The organism is Anabaena sp. TISTR 8404 (assembly GCF_056847745.1).
Genome location: NZ_CP180578.1, coordinates 4,885,285 through 4,902,026, shown reverse-complemented (window position 1 = coordinate 4,902,026; position 16,742 = coordinate 4,885,285). Strand labels below are relative to the sequence as shown.

General features: G+C 37.7%; 14 protein-coding genes. 9 read left to right on the top strand and 5 right to left on the bottom strand.

Annotated features, from left to right (window positions below):
• Positions 1–40: 40 nt before the first annotated feature.
• The 5 genes from ACMX3D_RS21160 (at position 41) to ACMX3D_RS21140 (ending at position 3,980) form a co-directional block, all read left to right on the top strand.
• Positions 41–1,276, top strand: a complete 1,236-nt coding sequence (locus ACMX3D_RS21160) for a DUF445 domain-containing protein (RefSeq protein WP_482747802.1) — start codon at positions 41–43, stop codon at positions 1,274–1,276.
• 530 nt (positions 1,277–1,806) lie between these two features.
• Positions 1,807–2,004, top strand: a complete 198-nt coding sequence (rpmI, locus tag ACMX3D_RS21155) for a 50S ribosomal protein L35 (RefSeq protein WP_190983895.1) — start codon at positions 1,807–1,809, stop codon at positions 2,002–2,004.
• A gap of 24 nt (positions 2,005–2,028) precedes the next feature.
• Positions 2,029–2,385: a 50S ribosomal protein L20 gene (gene rplT / locus ACMX3D_RS21150; protein WP_482747801.1), complete on the top strand. Its 357-nt coding sequence runs from the start codon at positions 2,029–2,031 to the stop codon at positions 2,383–2,385.
• 44 nt (positions 2,386–2,429) lie between these two features.
• On the top strand, positions 2,430–3,335 hold the full coding sequence (locus ACMX3D_RS21145) for a transporter substrate-binding domain-containing protein (protein WP_482747800.1): 906 nt from the start codon (positions 2,430–2,432) through the stop codon (positions 3,333–3,335).
• Positions 3,336–3,455: 120 nt separating this feature from the next.
• On the top strand, positions 3,456–3,980 hold the full coding sequence (locus ACMX3D_RS21140; protein WP_482747799.1) for a tetratricopeptide repeat protein: 525 nt from the start codon (positions 3,456–3,458) through the stop codon (positions 3,978–3,980).
• A gap of 160 nt (positions 3,981–4,140) precedes the next feature.
• On the opposite strand, the gene ACMX3D_RS21135 is transcribed toward ACMX3D_RS21140, so the two are convergent.
• Together ACMX3D_RS21135 and ACMX3D_RS21130 are read right to left on the bottom strand one after the other, a co-directional pair.
• Positions 4,141–5,526 carry an ATP-binding protein gene (locus ACMX3D_RS21135; RefSeq protein WP_482747798.1) on the bottom strand — a complete coding sequence of 462 codons (1,386 nt, stop codon included), beginning with the start codon at positions 5,524–5,526 and terminating at the stop codon, positions 4,141–4,143.
• 92 nt (positions 5,527–5,618) lie between these two features.
• A complete protein-coding gene (locus ACMX3D_RS21130; RefSeq protein WP_482747797.1) occupies positions 5,619–6,158 on the bottom strand; it encodes a methanogen output domain 1-containing protein in 540 nt (179 codons plus the stop codon).
• Positions 6,159–6,624: 466 nt separating this feature from the next.
• On the opposite strand from ACMX3D_RS21130, the gene ACMX3D_RS21125 reads away from it, so the two are divergent.
• The 3 genes from ACMX3D_RS21125 to ACMX3D_RS21115 all read left to right on the top strand — a co-directional run bounded on the left by ACMX3D_RS21125 (position 6,625) and on the right by ACMX3D_RS21115 (position 11,305).
• Positions 6,625–8,604, top strand: coding sequence for a primary-amine oxidase (locus tag ACMX3D_RS21125; RefSeq protein WP_482747796.1), 1,980 nt, complete (start codon positions 6,625–6,627; stop codon positions 8,602–8,604).
• Between the two features lie 363 nt (positions 8,605–8,967).
• On the top strand, positions 8,968–10,494 hold the full coding sequence (gene bchB, locus ACMX3D_RS21120; RefSeq protein WP_482747795.1) for a ferredoxin:protochlorophyllide reductase (ATP-dependent) subunit B: 1,527 nt from the start codon (positions 8,968–8,970) through the stop codon (positions 10,492–10,494).
• 112 nt (positions 10,495–10,606) lie between these two features.
• A complete protein-coding gene (locus ACMX3D_RS21115; RefSeq protein ID WP_482747794.1) occupies positions 10,607–11,305 on the top strand; it encodes a ribonuclease III family protein in 699 nt (232 codons plus the stop codon).
• A gap of 38 nt (positions 11,306–11,343) precedes the next feature.
• Here ACMX3D_RS21115 and ACMX3D_RS21110 read toward each other — a convergent pair whose 3' ends face one another.
• Together ACMX3D_RS21110 and ACMX3D_RS21105 are read right to left on the bottom strand one after the other, a co-directional pair.
• Positions 11,344–11,778, bottom strand: coding sequence for a type II toxin-antitoxin system VapC family toxin (locus ACMX3D_RS21110; RefSeq protein WP_482747793.1), 435 nt, complete (start codon positions 11,776–11,778; stop codon positions 11,344–11,346).
• Positions 11,775–12,044, bottom strand: a complete 270-nt coding sequence (locus ACMX3D_RS21105; RefSeq protein WP_482747792.1) for a DUF2281 domain-containing protein — start codon at positions 12,042–12,044, stop codon at positions 11,775–11,777. Before ACMX3D_RS21105 ends, ACMX3D_RS21110 begins: the two co-directional genes overlap by 4 nt.
• Positions 12,045–12,464: 420 nt before the next feature.
• On the opposite strand from ACMX3D_RS21105, the gene ACMX3D_RS21100 reads away from it, so the two are divergent.
• Positions 12,465–15,557, top strand: coding sequence for a plasmid replication protein, CyRepA1 family (locus ACMX3D_RS21100; RefSeq protein ID WP_482747791.1), 3,093 nt, complete (start codon positions 12,465–12,467; stop codon positions 15,555–15,557).
• Here ACMX3D_RS21100 and ACMX3D_RS21095 read toward each other — a convergent pair whose 3' ends face one another.
• Positions 15,558–16,703 (bottom strand): beta-ketoacyl-ACP synthase, encoded by a 1,146-nt coding sequence (locus tag ACMX3D_RS21095; RefSeq protein ID WP_482747790.1) that lies wholly within the window; start codon positions 16,701–16,703, stop codon positions 15,558–15,560.
• Positions 16,704–16,742 lie beyond the last annotated feature (39 nt).

Below are 16,742 nucleotides of genomic sequence, written 5' to 3'. Positions count from 1 at the left end.
TCTAAATTTCCAAATTCAAAATCGGCAAGTCCAAAATCCTGTGGATTGGTCTCATCTTTGGCTTTATGTATCTCCCCCGATATTGGGCGGCGTAATTGGCTATTTCACAAATGATATAGCCATCAAAATGTTATTTCGTCCCTACCGCGCAATTTATATTGGTGGACGACGAGTGCCTTTCACTCCTGGTTTGATTCCTCGCAACCAGGAACGTCTGGCTAAAAATATTTCTAATACAATCATGGGTTCGCTGCTAACGCCAGAAGAATTACAAAATCTGGCGCGGCGCTTGTTGCAAACAGAACGAGTCCAAAGCGCTATCCTGTGGTTATTACGTTTAGCAATTGAACAAATCAAAGCAGATAAAAACCAAAAAAGTGCCAAAATTGTGGCAGGAATTTTGCGTGATTTGTTAGGTGAATCTTTACCACGATTGCTGAAAGTTTTAGCACGAAGAGAAGACTTTTTAGAAGCGCAAATCAATCAAATTTTTGATCAAGTATTACTAGATTTACAACTAACAGATGAACAAGCTACACGACTAGCTGATTGGTTGTTGCAGACAGTTTTACCGCCAGACATATTACGACAAGCCATTGTTGACTTTTTAACTGACAACACAATTCAAATTATCGATGAAAGCTTCCGCGAAAAAACTAGTGGAACTTATTGGGTAGTAGCCAATTTGTTTGGTTTACGCAATACGCTCACAAGATTGAGAACCTTTTGTTTAGATGAAAAAGAAGCGACAAATGCTCGTTTGCAAGAATTAACTCAAGATTTGCAACTGCGCGATCGCCTGAAAAAAATTCTGCAAAATTTATCATTACAAAACTTGCCAATTGGTACGGTACGTCAGTTACGTAAAACCACACGCGAAACAGTCCGCCAATATATTCAAACTAGTGGGAGTGATTTATTAAAAGGATTCACTGATTCTGTTAACTGGGAGAATATTGCTACCCTGCTGCTAAATCGACTGAGTGCTTCACCTGTTGTCAGTTCTTCTTTAGAAGTTGTCAGCTTGGAATTAGCTTTGATCTTAGAACGTTATTTAGAAAAAGATTTAGAAGCAATTGTGGCACAAGTGATTCCGATTTTATCAATAGATCAAGTGATTATTGACCGTGTAAAGTCAACATCTCCTGCTGATTTAGAAGCGGCTATTGAGGGAATTGTCAAAAATGAATTGCAGGCGATCGTGACTTTAGGAGGTGTTTTAGGTTTTATTGTTGGGTTATTCCAGACAGGATTTTTAATCTTGAGTCAGCAGTAAGTGTTCAGGTGACATGACTGCGATCGCCTAACTCAAAATTTGTGCTAAACCCAGAAACAAACCTGGCATAAAATCTGACGGCACGATGAGATGATGTTTGGAAAGTCGTGAAAAATACCATAAACCCCTCTCCAAACCTCTCCCCTGCAAGGAGAGAGGCTTCAAAGGCTTATTTTTCGTTGAGACTTATACCAATTATATGAAAAGCTGCACTCTATAAATCCTGTAGAGATGTTATATACAACGTCTCTACAAAAACCGATTAATTGCATCTTCATAAAGAAACGGTATTAAGCCCCTCTCCGCGTCGGAGAGGGGTCGGGGAGAGGTTAATCGAATTCACTTTCACTAACGATCGCTAGTTATCCTTTACATTACCCTTATTCACTTTTCGTTCTACTTGTCAATGCCTAGTTCTAGCTGCACTAGATCAACTTTCTGATGGCTTTATTTAGCATATATTGGCATTTCTGCAATTTGAATAGTATATAATTATGGATCGTGTCGAATTGTCAAATTAAAGCCAGCAAATGCCTAAACTAAAAACCCGTAAAGCAGCAGCGAAACGGTTCCGCGCTACTGGTAGCGGTAAAATCGTTCGTCGCAAAGCTTTCAAAAACCACTTGTTAGAACACAAGACAACCAACAAAAAGCGTAAATTGTCCAAAATGGCAATTGTTAACGAGCGCGACGAAGAAAACGTGCGCTTGATGCTTCCTTATTTGTAATGTATTTTTTTTAGGAATTAAAACATGACACGGGTAAAACGCGGTAACGTAGCTCGTAAACGCCGCAATAAAATTCTCAAATTAGCTAAAGGTTTTCGCGGTTCCCACTCAACGCTGTTTAGAACTGCTAACCAGCAAGTAATGAAGGCACTACGCAGTGCCTACCGCGATCGCAAAAAACGCAAACGTGATTTCCGTCGTCTGTGGATCACTCGGATTAACGCTGCTGCTAGACAGCATGGCTTAAGCTACAGCCAGTTGATTGGCAACTTGAAAAAAGCTGATATCCAACTCAACCGCAAAATGTTGGCACAATTAGCAGTTCTAGATCCTACTAGCTTCGGCAAAGTTGCTGAATTGGCAATCCAAGCTAAAAAATAAAGGTGGTAACGGATGAATAACCTTTGAAGGATGAAGTATGAAGTATGAAGGCTGAAACTTACCCCAAAAATGAATTAAGGGGTTTGAAGAAGATTGGCTCTTTGCTGAAGAGATTGCTGCGGCAACAAATCTTTTTTTCATCCTTTATCCTTTATCCTTTATCCTTGATTTGGTTATATTTGGTCTTGTTCACTACCATTGTTGGGATTTTCTGCTGTTTATTTATAGTCACAGGATTACCTGCATCTGCCGCAGAAATGCCAGAAATTCAGCGGCGGGGCTATTTTAATATTGCCGTCAAAGATAACTTGCGTCCCTTGGGATTTAGGGATGCTAACGGCAATCTTCAAGGCTTAGAAATTGATTTGGCGCAACGATTAGCAGCAGACTTGCTCGGTAAACCAGAAGCTGCTAAGTTGCAAACTGTAGCGAATCGCGATCGCTTATCTATAGTGTTAAAGCATAAAGTTGATTTTGCGATTGCCAGAGTTACGGCTACGGAGTCACGCGCACGGTTAGTAAGTTTCAGTGTGCCTTATTACTTTGATGGCGCTTATCTAATTACTAAAGATTTCTCTGTCAAAGAACTTCCAGATTTAGCAAATCGTAAAATAGCGGTACTCAACCACTCTAATACAATTGCCCAAGTACGTTATTATCTCCCTAATGCTGAGTTAGTGGGAGTAAATTCTTACCAAGAAGCGCGAGAAAAACTAGAAAATAATACAGCCACAGCCTTTGCCGCCGATGCTAGTGTTCTCAGCGGTTGGATACAACAATATCCCCAATATCGATTATTACCAACAAAGCTATCAACGGAACCTTTATCTGTAGTGATGCCCAAAGGCTTGCAATACGACGAACTGCGCCGTAAAGTAAATGAAGCGATCGCACGTTACACAATCGAAGGTTGGCTCAAACAACGCGCTCAATATTGGGGATTACCTTAAATAAGTGCTGAGTGCTGAGTGCTGAGTAAGATATTCTTTTCCTGTGCCTCATCTCTCCCTACTCCCCATAAGGTTGATAATAGATGTAGAAAGTAGTTTTAATATTTGTCTTAGCAGGCGATGGATAATAATCTAGCTGTTGTTTACCTCTCGATTGTGGTAGCAATTCTTGCATTTGCGGTTGTAAGTGTTTTTCGCCAAATCCTCAAAACTCGCAAGTTAGAAAGCGCATTTTCAAAATTGCGAAAAAAATTGGAGAAAGAAAAAGGTACAACTCAGGAATATTACGAGTTAGCCTGTATCTATTCTGAAAAAAAATTGTACTCTCAGGCGATCGCGTTATTTCAAAAAGCTCTCAAAGCGGCTGAAGAAGAAGGCGAAGAAGCTATTGCTCCTATTTATAATGGGCTAGGATACGCTTACTTTGCCCAAGAGCAATATGATTTAGCAATTCGTCAGTACAAAGAAGCACTGAAAATTAAACCAGATTATGTAGTGGCATTAAATAATATCGGTCATGCTTATGAACGAAAAAAATTAAATGCTCAGGCGCTACAAAGTTACGAAGAAGCACTTAAATTAGCTCCTAATAACGCCACCGCTAAACGTCGTGCTGAATCTCTACGCCGCTTGGTTTCTGCATAATTTTCCAGTAAATGTCTCAAAAAGTATCAATCAAAATCTTGATACTATATCCCCTTAAAAAAGACAGTCTAGCAAATAGAATGTTCTATTTTTAAGGGGCAAATTTTAATAATGAATAAGAATTTATACCTATTGCTACAGAGATTATTTTTCAGTCAATTTATCCCTGACATAGGCAATTAATCGGAATCTGAATTATAAATTCTGTACCCTTTCCAAGAGTAGATAAACAATTAATTCGTCCACCATGCTTTTTCACTATAATTTCATAACTTATAGATAATCCTAAACCAGTCCCTTTACCCACTGGTTTAGTAGTAAAAAATGGGTCAAATATCTTTGAGCAGACTTTTTCATCAATACCTGAACCATTATCTTGAATAATAATCGACACCCATTTTTCATCCGTAAATTCAGTTTTAATGTTAATTTGAGGGCTATCAATAACTATTGTTTGATTTTGATTTTTTGCTAAAGAATTAGGATTTTTATATTTTTCTTCCAGTGCATCAATAGCATTAATAAGAATATTTATAAATACTTGATTAAGTTGTCCAGAATAGCAAGTCACTTTAGGAATTAATCCATACTCTTTAATAACTTTAATGTCTGAAACCCCACTTTTAGATTGTAGGCGGTGTTCTAACATCATTAAGCTACTATTTATTCCTTCATGAATATCAACTTTTTTGATATCTGCTTCATCTAATCTGGAAAAGTTGCGTAGTGATAGGACAATATTTTGGATGCGCTGTGTTCCTGCTGTCATAGATTTGAGTATTTGAGCCAAGTCTTGGCTAACAAAATCTAAATCCATAACTTCGATTTTATTTTGAATATCTGGATGAATATTTGGACAATATTTTTGATATAGATTTACTAATTCTAGCAATTCTTCAATGTATTTTTCTGCATAGTTCAAATTGCCATAAATAAAGCTAACAGGATTATTAATCTCATGAGCAATACCAGCAACCATCTGAGCTAAACTAGACATTTTTTCAGCATGAATTAGCTGGGTTTGAGTGAGTTGTAGCTCCTTTAATGTTTTTTTCAAAGCTTTTGTTCGTTCTTTAACACGAAATTCTAGTTCTTCATTGATTTTTGAGAGTTCTTCTTCAGCTTGTTTACGTCGTTGAACTTCTTTAGCTAATTCATCTATTTTTTTATTTAAAAGGACAAAATTATTATTAGCAGTAGCACGATTTTCTAAACGTAAAAGAATCAAAGCTAATGACTCAGGAGATAAAGGTTGAATAACTGCACCTTGGCTACGGCAGACTAATGTTTCTCCATCAGGTTTGCGTATAGTTAGAGTACCAATAACCATTGCTCTACTAGTTGAACAGACTTGCAAGTAATTAACTAGCTCGTTGGCAGGTTCAGTGACTAAATCAAAGAGCGTTCTTTCTTTGATTTCCTGACTACGTAATCCAAACAATTTGGCGGCTGGTTGATTTCCTGCTAAAAGCTGACCCGCACTGTTTACTAATAGTAAAGGTTCTGGTAAAACTCTAGCAAATTCAAGAAACTGCTCAGGAGTCATAGGTGTTTAATTTGAGAGTTTACCAATATATGCAGAACAAAACTCAGTTAAACTCTAGGTTACAGCTTAGTAACCTAGAGTTTAATATGGTTCTAGTCTTTTAACCCTTTAAAGTATTCTCGCCCTTCTGCATCTTCTGACTCTTCTGTAGGTCTTAAATAAATCACTACTCTGCATCCAGTAGCACCTTCTGCTATGGTTTCTTGCAATTCTACTTTGGCATATCCAAGATTATTAGCCACTATCGTCCCAAAAACATTTGAGGTCATCATACACATAGCAGGACGACCTGAAACTTTGTCTGCAAACGGACAAACACGATTACCAAATACAATTTTGTCTTCATTCTGTTCAATTACATAAAAATCACCTTGAATTCGTTTTTTCAAATCAACTAAAACAGCAATAACTTGCTCACGAGAAAGATTTGAAACCTCCAAAGCAGACTTATAATTTTGATTAATCTGCCTACCCATTCTTTCGCCAACTACACTAATAAATCCAGAGGCTTCTTCTAGCCCAATTACTTGTTGTAAAGTGCCGGATAATTCACGAATTAATGTACGTAAGAAAATATCCCGTTCTAAAGGAACATTGAGAGTGTCTAGGGAATACTCAAGGGAATGATTCATAAATTTTGAACTTACAGTTGTTGAACTCAGTCATGACTTACGTAAAAATCCCTCTCTAGCTGAATTTCTTGAACTACCCCAGTCGCCTAATTCGGGAAACCCGCCTACCGCGATGGTTCGCTAAGTCGCCAATAACCCTAAAAAATCCTAGAGTTTGCGTAAGTCTTATCAGTTTTATTTATAATTCCCCAATAGACTGCCAAAATAATCACTTCATCATCAAAAACTTCCTGGAATTGTCAGTTTATACATAGATTTTTAAATAACTGTACTAACTAGCTCCACATATCTACGGTATGTATCTCAATACACGATAACTCTAGTAGTTAAGTATACAAATTTAAATATAAAATTTTTAAAAAACGTATCAAGAAAAAGCATATAGAAAAAACTATGTTGAATATTACGGTTTTAAGCCTAATTTATAGTAATAAATAACTGTAAGTTTCTTGGCTTTATTTAAAAAATGCTTCAAAGAATACGAATTTTGGGTTTAACTATTATCCTGCTTATTTTGACTTTAACTGCATTGGTATGGACAGGAAAAGTATCTGCTCAACAGCCTGTAATAAATCATCCTCTTACATCATTAACAGAGACTGAAATTACAACAGCTGTATCAGTTATCCAAAAAGAAAAAACTTTGAGTGACATGACTGTATTTCCTGTTATTGCCTTACAAGAACCAGATAAAAATGAAGTTTTAAGTTTTACAGCAGATAAACAATTTCAGCGAAATGCTTTTTTGGTAGTATACGAGCGATCGCAAAATAAAACCTACGAAGGTATAGTTGATTTAAAAAAGCAATCACTCACTTCTTGGAAAGAGATAGCTAATGTTCAACCAGCGCTAGTTAATCCAGAATATCAACTAGCAACTCAAGCAGTTAAAGCCGATCCGCGATGGCAAAAAGCTATGCAACAGCGGGGAATTAAAGATTTTGATGATGTCAAAATTAATTGCTGGGCAGCTGGAATCTTAAGTAAACAGGAAGAAGCAGCAGGCGATCGCCTTTGTCGGGCATTATCTTATTATCGTGGCGATCGCTGGAATTATTACGGTAGTCCAATTGAAGGTGTCCTAGCAACTGTCAATTTGAATACAGGTAAAGTTGCCAGCTTTATAGACAGAGGAATAGTCCCATTCTCCAAAGAAAACTGGAACTACGATATTAAATCTTTGGGTAAATTACTCACACCACCAAAAGCATTAAAAATTCTCCAGCCTAATGGTAGAACCTTTCAAATTAATGGTAATGAAATTAGTTGGCAAGGTTGGAAATTTCGCTATCTGATGCACCCGCGCGAAGGTTTGGTGTTGTACTTGGTGTCTTACAAAGATGGTGAAAATATTCGACCAGTTTTATATCGTGCCAGTTTATCAGAGATGGTAGTACCTTATGGTGACCCGAATCCTACTTGGTCATTTCGTAATGCTTTTGATGTTGGGGAATATAATCTTGGTTTATTAGCTAATACCTTAGAGTTAGGTAAAGACATCCCAGAAAATGGAGTTTTACTAGATACTGTATTTGCCAACGAACAAGGAGAACCTTATACCATGCCAGGTGTTGTTGGTATTTATGAACGCGATAATGGCATTCTTTGGAAACATTATGAATATAACACTCAGCGTAATGATGTCCGTCGCAATCGTGAATTAATTGTGACGATAACTGCAACCGTTGACAATTATGATTACAGCATTAATTGGATTTTTCACCAAGATGGAACTTTAGAAGTACAGAATGAATTATCTGGAATTGTCCTGGCACAAGGAACAGCGTTAGAGAAAGAGTCTTTTGATAATTTTTATGGACGGCTACTGGCAAAGAATATTTTTGGTGTCAATCATCAACATTTCTTCAATTACCGCCTAGATATGGATGTAGACGGACAGGCAAATTCTGTAATGGAATTGAATGTTAATTCTGTCCCAATAAATGATAAAAATCCTATAGGAAATGCGATCGCAGTAGAAGACACTCCATTAACAACAGAAAAGGCTGCTGTGCGCGATGTAGATATGAAGCATAGCCGAGAATGGATGATTGCCAGTGCAAGTAAAAAGAATGTTTTAAATACTGCACCTGCATATATGTTAATGCCAACTGGAAATTCAATCTTTTTCCCTACAGAAGGTGCAGAAATTCGTAAAAGGGCAGAATTCGCTACACATCACTTTTGGGTAACAAAATATAAACTAGAAGAACTTTATGCTGGTGGCAATTATCCTAACCAAACTCAATCAGGACAAGGTTTACCAAAATATATCTCTGATAATGAATCATTAACAAACGAAGACATCGTAGTTTGGTACACGATGGGAATGACACACGTACCTCGTCCGGAAGATTGGCCTGTGATGCCTGTTCACCGGATTGGGTTTAAGTTAGTTCCACGTGGTTTCTTTAGTCGCAATCCTGTAATCAATTTACCTGAGTAAGTCTCATATCCCCGACTTCTTGAAGAAGTCGGGAATCTATTTCTTCACGAATGATTTAGAATTGCTCTATTTGTATCGAAATGTTAAGAATGCCTTCTAAAAATTTATGAATAAATATTAACTAACCGCTTTATCTTGTTATCAAGATTTGCATAAGACTAAGAATTATTTCGGAAACAAATATATATTGTTGCTGCTCTAAAAAGCTGAATGCCAATAATACAAAAGGTTTTAGCTATTCCTACACCAATTAAATAGTAAATAGTCCTATTTCTTCAACGCTACAAGTTTTGGGACAATCAAAGACTAATAATTTCGCAATCATAGTCCACCTCTGATTCACCTCACAAGGGAGAACGCCTGATGAAATTGGCTTACTGGATGTATGCAGGCCCAGCCCACATTGGCACTTTGCGAATTGCTAGTTCGTTTAAAAACGTTCATGCGATTATGCACGCCCCACTCGGAGATGATTATTTTAATGTCATGCGTTCCATGCTCTCACGGGAGCGAGATTTTACACCAGTGACCACCAGTGTTGTTGATCGCAACGTTTTAGCACGCGGTTCTCAAGAAAAGGTGGTTGACAATATTACTCGCAAAGATGCGGAAGAACACCCGGATTTGATTGTGTTAACTCCCACCTGCACCTCTAGTATTCTGCAAGAAGACTTGCATAACTTTGTGGAACGGGCGCGGATTGAGGCTAAAGGCGATGTCCTCTTAGCAGATGTGAACCATTATCGCGCAAACGAATTGCAAGCAGGCGATCGCACTCTGCATCAAATCGTTCAATACTATATCGAGAAAGCCCGCAAAAAAGGCGAATTGCCTACAACTAAAACCGAAAAGCCATCAGTTAACATCATCGGTATTTCTACCCTTGGTTTCCACAACAACCACGACTGCACCGAACTGAAAAAACTCATGGGTGATTTGGGAATTGAGGTTAACGCCGTCATTCCCGAAGGTGCTTCAGTTCACGAGTTGAAGAATCTGCCCAAAGCTTGGTTTAACTTAGTTCCTTACCGCGAACTCGGTTTAATGACAGCTAATTACCTGCAAGCAGAATTCGGAATGCCTTGCGTAGATATTACACCGATGGGTGTGGTAGAAACTGCCCGTTGCATCCGCAAAATTCAACAGGTAATTAACGAACAAGGGGCAAATGTTGACTATGAAGAATATATCAACGAGCAAACCTTGTATGTCTCTCAAGCTGCTTGGTTCTCCCGTTCTATTGACTGTCAGAATTTGACTGGTAAAAAAGCTGTAGTATTTGGCGATAACACCCACGCGGCTGCTATCACCAAAATTTTGTCACGAGAAATGGGGATTCATGTAGTTTGGGCAGGAACTTACTGCAAATACGATGCAGACTGGTTCCGCGAACAGGTAAGTGAATATTGCGACGAAGTGCTGATTACTGATGATCATGCCGCAATTGGGGATGCGATCGCCCGTGTTGAACCTTCAGCCATTTTCGGTACACAAATGGAACGCCACGTCGGGAAACGCTTGGATACTCCTTGCGGTGTGATTGCTGCACCGATTCACGTGCAGAACTTCCCCATCGGTTACAAACCATTCTTGGGTTACGAAGGTACAAATCAGATAACAGATTTAATCTACAATTCCTTCACTTTAGGAATGGAAGACCATCTATTAGAAATATTTGGTGGACATGATACTAAAGAAGTAATTACTAAAGGTATTTCTGCCGAATCTGATTTGAATTGGACAAAAGATGGTTTAGCAGAATTAAATAAAATACCTGGATTTGTACGCGGTAAAGTGAAGCGAAATACTGAAAAATTTGCCCGCGATCGCGGCATCAAAGATATCTCTGCTGAGGTGCTATACGCTGCCAAAGAAGCAGTAGGGGCGTAGTTTTACGGTTAGCTGTTAGCTTTAACCCGATTTATGATGTAAGAGCGTTTATATGCAAAAACGCTCTTACTATATTTTTTAGGGTGCTTAAGCTACATAACAAGACAAGACTATGATTGATCAACAATTAATTAAATGGATTGAAAATAAGTTTGATTTTACTCCAACTAATTTAACTGAATATAGAAATGCAATCACCCTCAGAGAGTATCAAGTATTAGAATTTTTTGGAGATTCAATACTTGGTTTTGTTGTTGCTGAGTATTTAGTGAGAAAGTTTCGTAAAATAGGCGAACCAGGATGGTTCACTAAAGTTAAATCTAAAGTTGTAAAAGATACAAATTTATCAGATATAGCTAAAAAAATTGAGTTACAATCAATCATTGTAGTACCTATTACAAGTAGTAAACAACACATTACAGACAGAGTGCTTGCTGATGTTATGGAATCTTTGATAGGTGCAATTTATTTAGATCAAGGACTAGATAAATGCACACAAATTGTTTCTAAGTTATTAAATTTGGACAAAATTGAGTATTTTGATTTTATAGACGAGGACAATCCTATTTCTATGTTGCAGGAATATCTTGTTGGACTTCGTTATGCTCCTCCGGAATATATGGACTTAGATAAAACAGGTAGTAGTCATGAACCTATATATACTATAAGAGCTACTTGTAATGTTAAAGGACAAGAGTTAAAAGCAGATGGTGTTGGTAGTTCAAAAAAAGAAGCAAGAAAGGAAGCAGCTAAAAAACTATTTTCATTAGTTCTTAAAACCTTACAAAGTTTACAGATTCTACCCAAATAATAGAAGGACATTGTGAGGTTATAAAAAAATCGAGACAATTATCTTGGTGATTGCACTAACTGAGCTATGTCTTCGCCAATCCGAGTAAAATCATTAGCGTTAAGAGTCAATAAAACATCTACATTTGCTTTAATAGCAGCCTGAGCAATCAAGGCATCGTAAATTCCACCACCAGGAAGATTTAAACTTACCATCCTGGCTATTGTGTCTTGATAATCCTTGGCAGTGAGAGCAATCTTATGAAACTTATTGAGATTTTCTTGAACTAATCTTTGTGCTAGTTTTGGTTTAATTCTGGGTTTTTGAGGAAGGCGAGTCAGTATAGCATAAAGTTCAGCTAGAGTATGATTTGAAACAAAACCTTCTATCTGCCCTGCCTGGACACGCTGTAACCACGGTAAAGCTATTGAGTAATGGGGATGCTCTGCCACAATTGCAGCAACAAGTACAGAAGTATCAAATAATATTTTCACCAAGATGTAAATTTTTGAATTCGTTCTTCTCTTAAATCATGAACAGCTGTTTCCCAGTTTTTTGTGCTTTTAGTATGTACTACTAATACACCTTCAATATATTCTGCAAAACATTCTTCTTCTATTTGTTCATTTTGTCCTTCTGTCAGTTCTTGGTAATTTGCCTTTCTCCATTCTAAAAACTCAACAAAATCTAGAACCTCCTGTAATTTATTTTCAGGTAATTGTTCTAGTTTGCCTACAATTTTTTCTTTGAGAGAATCCATCTTTAATTTCACTATCTTTACTTAAAATTTTAACTCAGCGTCAGCGTTGAGAGTCTATTCATATATCTTTATTTATGGTTATTTTTATTACATTCTCCTAAAGAGAAATATTTCATAGCAGAGTATTCCTAGTCTCTACACCTTGACACAGCAAGCATTTTCCTATGTTTACGTAAGCCGTCACCTGAGGCTTACGGATTAATACTGATAAATAAAATTTAATGTTTATCAATTATTACAATACAAGCTTATTAGTTGAGCGATCCCGCAAGCCAAAATAGCTCACCTACTGATTCACCGTTGTATTTCCAGAAACGACGTATAAAAAATTATCAAAAAATCTTAGTAGTTGCTGATCAAAAAAATCGGGGTAGGCGTGATAAGGTTTAAATCCATCCTATTCTGTTCGCGCTTCTCATCATGCATCTACACTATTTAGAACCCAAACACCTTGAAGAATTAGTCAAGGGCAGTAGTATAGATTTACACCTAGCGCAACTAAATTTTAAGTCTCTCCAAGGTGCGATCGCCTACGAATATTTATTAATCTCCGAACTTCTTCCACGCACTAACACAGGCATGGTAAAAAGCGGCTGGTTGCAGCGTTACAGTCATATCACCGCTGGTGGTTGGTGGTGTGCGGGATTAGATCCGCTAAATAATTGGCAATCACTGGAATGGGGATGCTTTAAGCCAAACCAACCCCGTATCAAGGATAATGGCAAACCTATTAAATATGAACATCCACCCAGTACACCCACAAGGGTATTTTGTTTGCGGGTGACTTTGGAAGCATGGCAAGAAGTAGCCAAGCGTTACAATCTCAACCTACCTGCTAACATCAGCGTTGACTCTAACGGCGAAGCCATTGGTTTTTGGAAATGGGTGACGGAACAGAACATCCCCGTGATTATCTGCGAAGGTGCAAAGAAGGCGGCTGCACTGTTATCGCTGGGGTATGCGGCGATCGCAATTCCCGGAATTACTAGCGGTTATCGAGTTGTGAAAGATGGATTTGGTAAAGTTACCAAGCGCCAACTAATTCCTGACTTAGCGTTGTTTGCAACTGCAAAGCGCCACATATATATATGTTTTGATTTTGAAACTCAACCCAAGACTATAGCAGCTGTGAATAATGCGATCGCTCAACTTGGCTGCTTATTTCAAGAAAAAAATTGTTTAGTCAAAGTTATAGAACTTCCTGGCCCCGAAAAAGGCGTTGATGAACTAATTGTGGCGAAAAATGGTAATGCTTTTGATAAAGTTTATCGCCAAAGTGTTGATTTAGAAATTTACCTGGCTCAAACTAAGCCACATACCGAATTAACTATTCCGGCTGCACTCACAATCAACCGTCCTTATTTAGGAGAGATCGCTTTTCCTCACTCAGGATTAGTAGGAGTTAAATCAGCTAAAGGTACAGGTAAAACCACAGCATTACAAACTATTGTCAAACAAGCTAAATCTCAAAATCAGCCAGTATTATTAATTACCCATAGAATCCAGCTTGGAAAATTTTTATGTGACAAAATCGGTATTCGTTGGGGTTTAAATATTAATAATCATAATTTGTTATCTTACTTTGATGCTCAAAATACTGAGTCTTTAGGCTTATGTATCGACTCTATTTGGAAGATTAACTCAAATAATTGGCAAGGTGGAATACTTATTTTAGATGAAGTAGAACAATTACTGTGGCATCTATTAAATAGTGATACTTGTAAAAATAAACGCGTTAAAATTTTAAAAAACTTTCAACAACTCATTACCACAGTTTTGAAAACTGGAGGGTTAGTAATTGCCCAAGATGCTGACTTGTCAGATGTATCCTTAGAATATCTACAGGGTTTATCAGGAATCAAACTAACGCCTTGGGTGTTGGTAAATCAATGGCAACCAGAACGCGGTTGGGACATTACTTTTTATGATTCACCTAACCCTACGCCTTTAATTCATCAATTAGAACTAGATTTACTAGCAGGCCGTAAATGCTATGTCACTACAGATAGTCGGTCTGGGCGCTATAGCTGTGAAACGATTGAAAATTATCTCAAAGAACGTTTAGAAAAATTACGATATCAGTTTCCTAAAAGCTTAGTAATTAGTAGCAGGACTACAAACACACCTGATCATCCAGCAGTTGAGTTTGTGGCAACTATTAATCAGAAAATAGGGGATTACGATACTATTTTTGTTACTCCCAGTTTAGGAACTGGAATTAGTATTGATGTGCAACATTTTGATAGAGTTTATGGCATTTTTCAAGGCGTAATTCCAGATTCAGAAGCACGACAAGCATTAGCGAGAGTTAGAGATAATGTACCCCGAATTGTTTGGTGTGCTAAACGAGGTATTGGTTTAATTGGTAGTGGTAGTACAAACTATCGTTTATTATCTGATTGGTATCAAGCCAATCAAAAAGAAAATTTAGCATTACTTAGTCCCCTACATAAAATAGATGTAGATTTGCCTTTAGTATATGACCCGATTCATTTACGTACTTGGGCTAAGTTATCTGCTAGAGTAAATGCTTCTATTCGCCTCTACCGTCAGTCAATGCAAGATGGTTTAACTGCTGATGGACATCAAATTTGGCTACGGAGTAATGCAGTTCACAATAATATTATTCGAGATTTACGTTTAGCATTTTTAGCAACTGACGCTAATGATTTAGCAACCCGCAAAAGGCTGATTTTAGAAATTGTGAAAGTTCAAAGAGATTGGACGGATAAGCGCCAAAAAGCTAAAGATATTAAACGCCAAATGAGCGAAATTAAGCAGAAAAATCAATTAATTACTGCTAAGATTATTGCTGAAGCCCAAGATATTGATTACGTAGAATATCAACGGCTATCATCTAAAAACTCTCTAACAGAAGTAGAACGCAATCAAATACATAAATATACACTCAGACAAAAGTATGGAGTGGAGGTTACACCTTCACTAAAGCTAAGAGATGATCAAGGTTATTATGCTCAATTACTAATTCACTATTACTTAACCCACGAAAGTGATTATTTTCATGTTAGAGACCAGCATGAATGGCAGCAGCAATTACAGTGGGGAGAAGGAAAAGTTTTCTTACCAGATATCAAAACTTATACTTTCAAAGTTGAAGCAATGAGAGCTTTGGGAATGGTAGAGTTTCTTGACCCAGCCAGAAATTTTACTGAAAATGATGCTGATTTACTCTGGTTGCAAGATGTTGTTTATCAGCACAGTCAACATATCAAACGGGTTTTAGGAATTAATCTAGCTAGGGAAGAAGAAGTAACTTCACCAATCAAAATATTGAGTAAATTACTCAAGTTATTAGGATTGAAGTTGAAATTAGTTAATGAAGGTTATCAACTAGATCCTGAAAGTTTTTACGATGGGAGAGAAAAGATATTTGTAGCTTGGTATCAACGAGATGAGTTGATGTTAGCTAATCTTAAAGATATACAATTGGGAACGAAAAATTTATCCTGGAAGTTTGAACCTATTAAGCAGCAAACTGTATTAGCAAGTTGATCAATGAGATGAATTACCCAATGCTATAACTGCATTTTGCCCACCAAAGCCAAAGCTAAAACATAGTATATTTTGAATTATATTTTGTTGTGCAGTCATCACAAAATTTAAATTAAATTCTGGTTTGTGCAAGCCGATACATGGAGGTAGAATCTGCTGCTGCAAAGCTTGTAGGGAAAACGCAATTCCTAAAGCACCTGAAGCGCCTAAAGTGTGTCCTGTTGCACCTTTGGTAGAACTTACAGCTACGGTTTGCGGAAATAAGTGTTGTATTACTTTGCTTTCAATCCGGTCGTTTAATTGTGTAGCTGTACCGTGAGCGTGAATGTAGTCAATATCGTTTGGTTTTAAATTACTACGTTCTAGACATTGTTTAATAGCTGCGATCGCACTTTTTCCATTTGGTTCTGGCTGGTTGGTATGATAAGCATCTGCGGTAAAACCAAAACCCAGAATTTCACCGTAAACTTTGGCTTGGCGTTGTTTGGCTAACTCTGCTGACTCTAAAACCAACACAGCACCGCCTTCACCCAAAACTAAGCCTTCTCGCTGCACATCAAAAGGATAAGCACCAGTTTTGGCTAAAGCATTCATCTGTTGAAAGCCGCAGATAGTTAGGGGTGTAATCGGTGCTTCGACAGCGCCAGCAATTACCCGTTGACATTGCCCTGTCTGTATCAAAAAAGCTGCTTGGGAAATAGCCCAAATTCCTGTTGCACAAGCCGCCATCGGTGCTGAAACTATTCCAGTTGCACCAATTTGCCTAGCAGATGCGATCGCATTCATGTGAGGTAAGAAATCCAACCAATCTTCTAATGAACAATTGGTATCTTTTCCATACATTTGCCTAGCCAGCGATTCCCATACACCTTGATGGCTACGACTTGAACCAATTACTACAGCACAATCAGGTAAAGGAGGACTCAAACCAGCATCTTTTAATGCAGAAGCAACAACCAGCTGGTTGAGCATTTTTAACCCAGCTGGTTGTTTACCAATTAAGCCTATAGGAACTACTTCCAGTTCTGGAAATGGTTGTTGCCATTGAATTCCTGATTTACCTGCTAGTAAATTTTGCCAGCTATCTTCTAAGCTTGCGCCTAAAGCGGAAACTAAACCAATACCAGTGACAACAACCTTAACCAATTTCGTGAGTGGGGATTAATAAAGTCAAAAGTTAAAAGT

What these genes read in the sequence shown, in the direction of transcription:
- rpmI (WP_190983895.1), top strand. Translation starts at nt 1,807, where the DNA reads ATGCCTAAACTAAAAACCCGTAAAGCAGCAGCGAAACGGTTCCGCGCT.
- rplT (WP_482747801.1), top strand. Translation starts at nt 2,029, where the DNA reads ATGACACGGGTAAAACGCGGTAACGTAGCTCGTAAACGCCGCAATAAA.
- ACMX3D_RS21145 (WP_482747800.1), top strand. Translation starts at nt 2,430, where the DNA reads ATGAAGGCTGAAACTTACCCCAAAAATGAATTAAGGGGTTTGAAGAAG.
- ACMX3D_RS21140 (WP_482747799.1), top strand. Translation starts at nt 3,456, where the DNA reads ATGGATAATAATCTAGCTGTTGTTTACCTCTCGATTGTGGTAGCAATT.
- ACMX3D_RS21135 (WP_482747798.1), bottom strand. Translation starts at nt 5,526, where the DNA reads ATGACTCCTGAGCAGTTTCTTGAATTTGCTAGAGTTTTACCAGAACCT.
- ACMX3D_RS21130 (WP_482747797.1), bottom strand. Translation starts at nt 6,158, where the DNA reads ATGAATCATTCCCTTGAGTATTCCCTAGACACTCTCAATGTTCCTTTA.
- ACMX3D_RS21125 (WP_482747796.1), top strand. Translation starts at nt 6,625, where the DNA reads ATGCTTCAAAGAATACGAATTTTGGGTTTAACTATTATCCTGCTTATT.
- bchB (WP_482747795.1), top strand. Translation starts at nt 8,968, where the DNA reads ATGAAATTGGCTTACTGGATGTATGCAGGCCCAGCCCACATTGGCACT.
- ACMX3D_RS21115 (WP_482747794.1), top strand. Translation starts at nt 10,607, where the DNA reads ATGATTGATCAACAATTAATTAAATGGATTGAAAATAAGTTTGATTTT.
- ACMX3D_RS21105 (WP_482747792.1), bottom strand. Translation starts at nt 12,044, where the DNA reads ATGGATTCTCTCAAAGAAAAAATTGTAGGCAAACTAGAACAATTACCT.
- ACMX3D_RS21100 (WP_482747791.1), top strand. Translation starts at nt 12,465, where the DNA reads ATGCATCTACACTATTTAGAACCCAAACACCTTGAAGAATTAGTCAAG.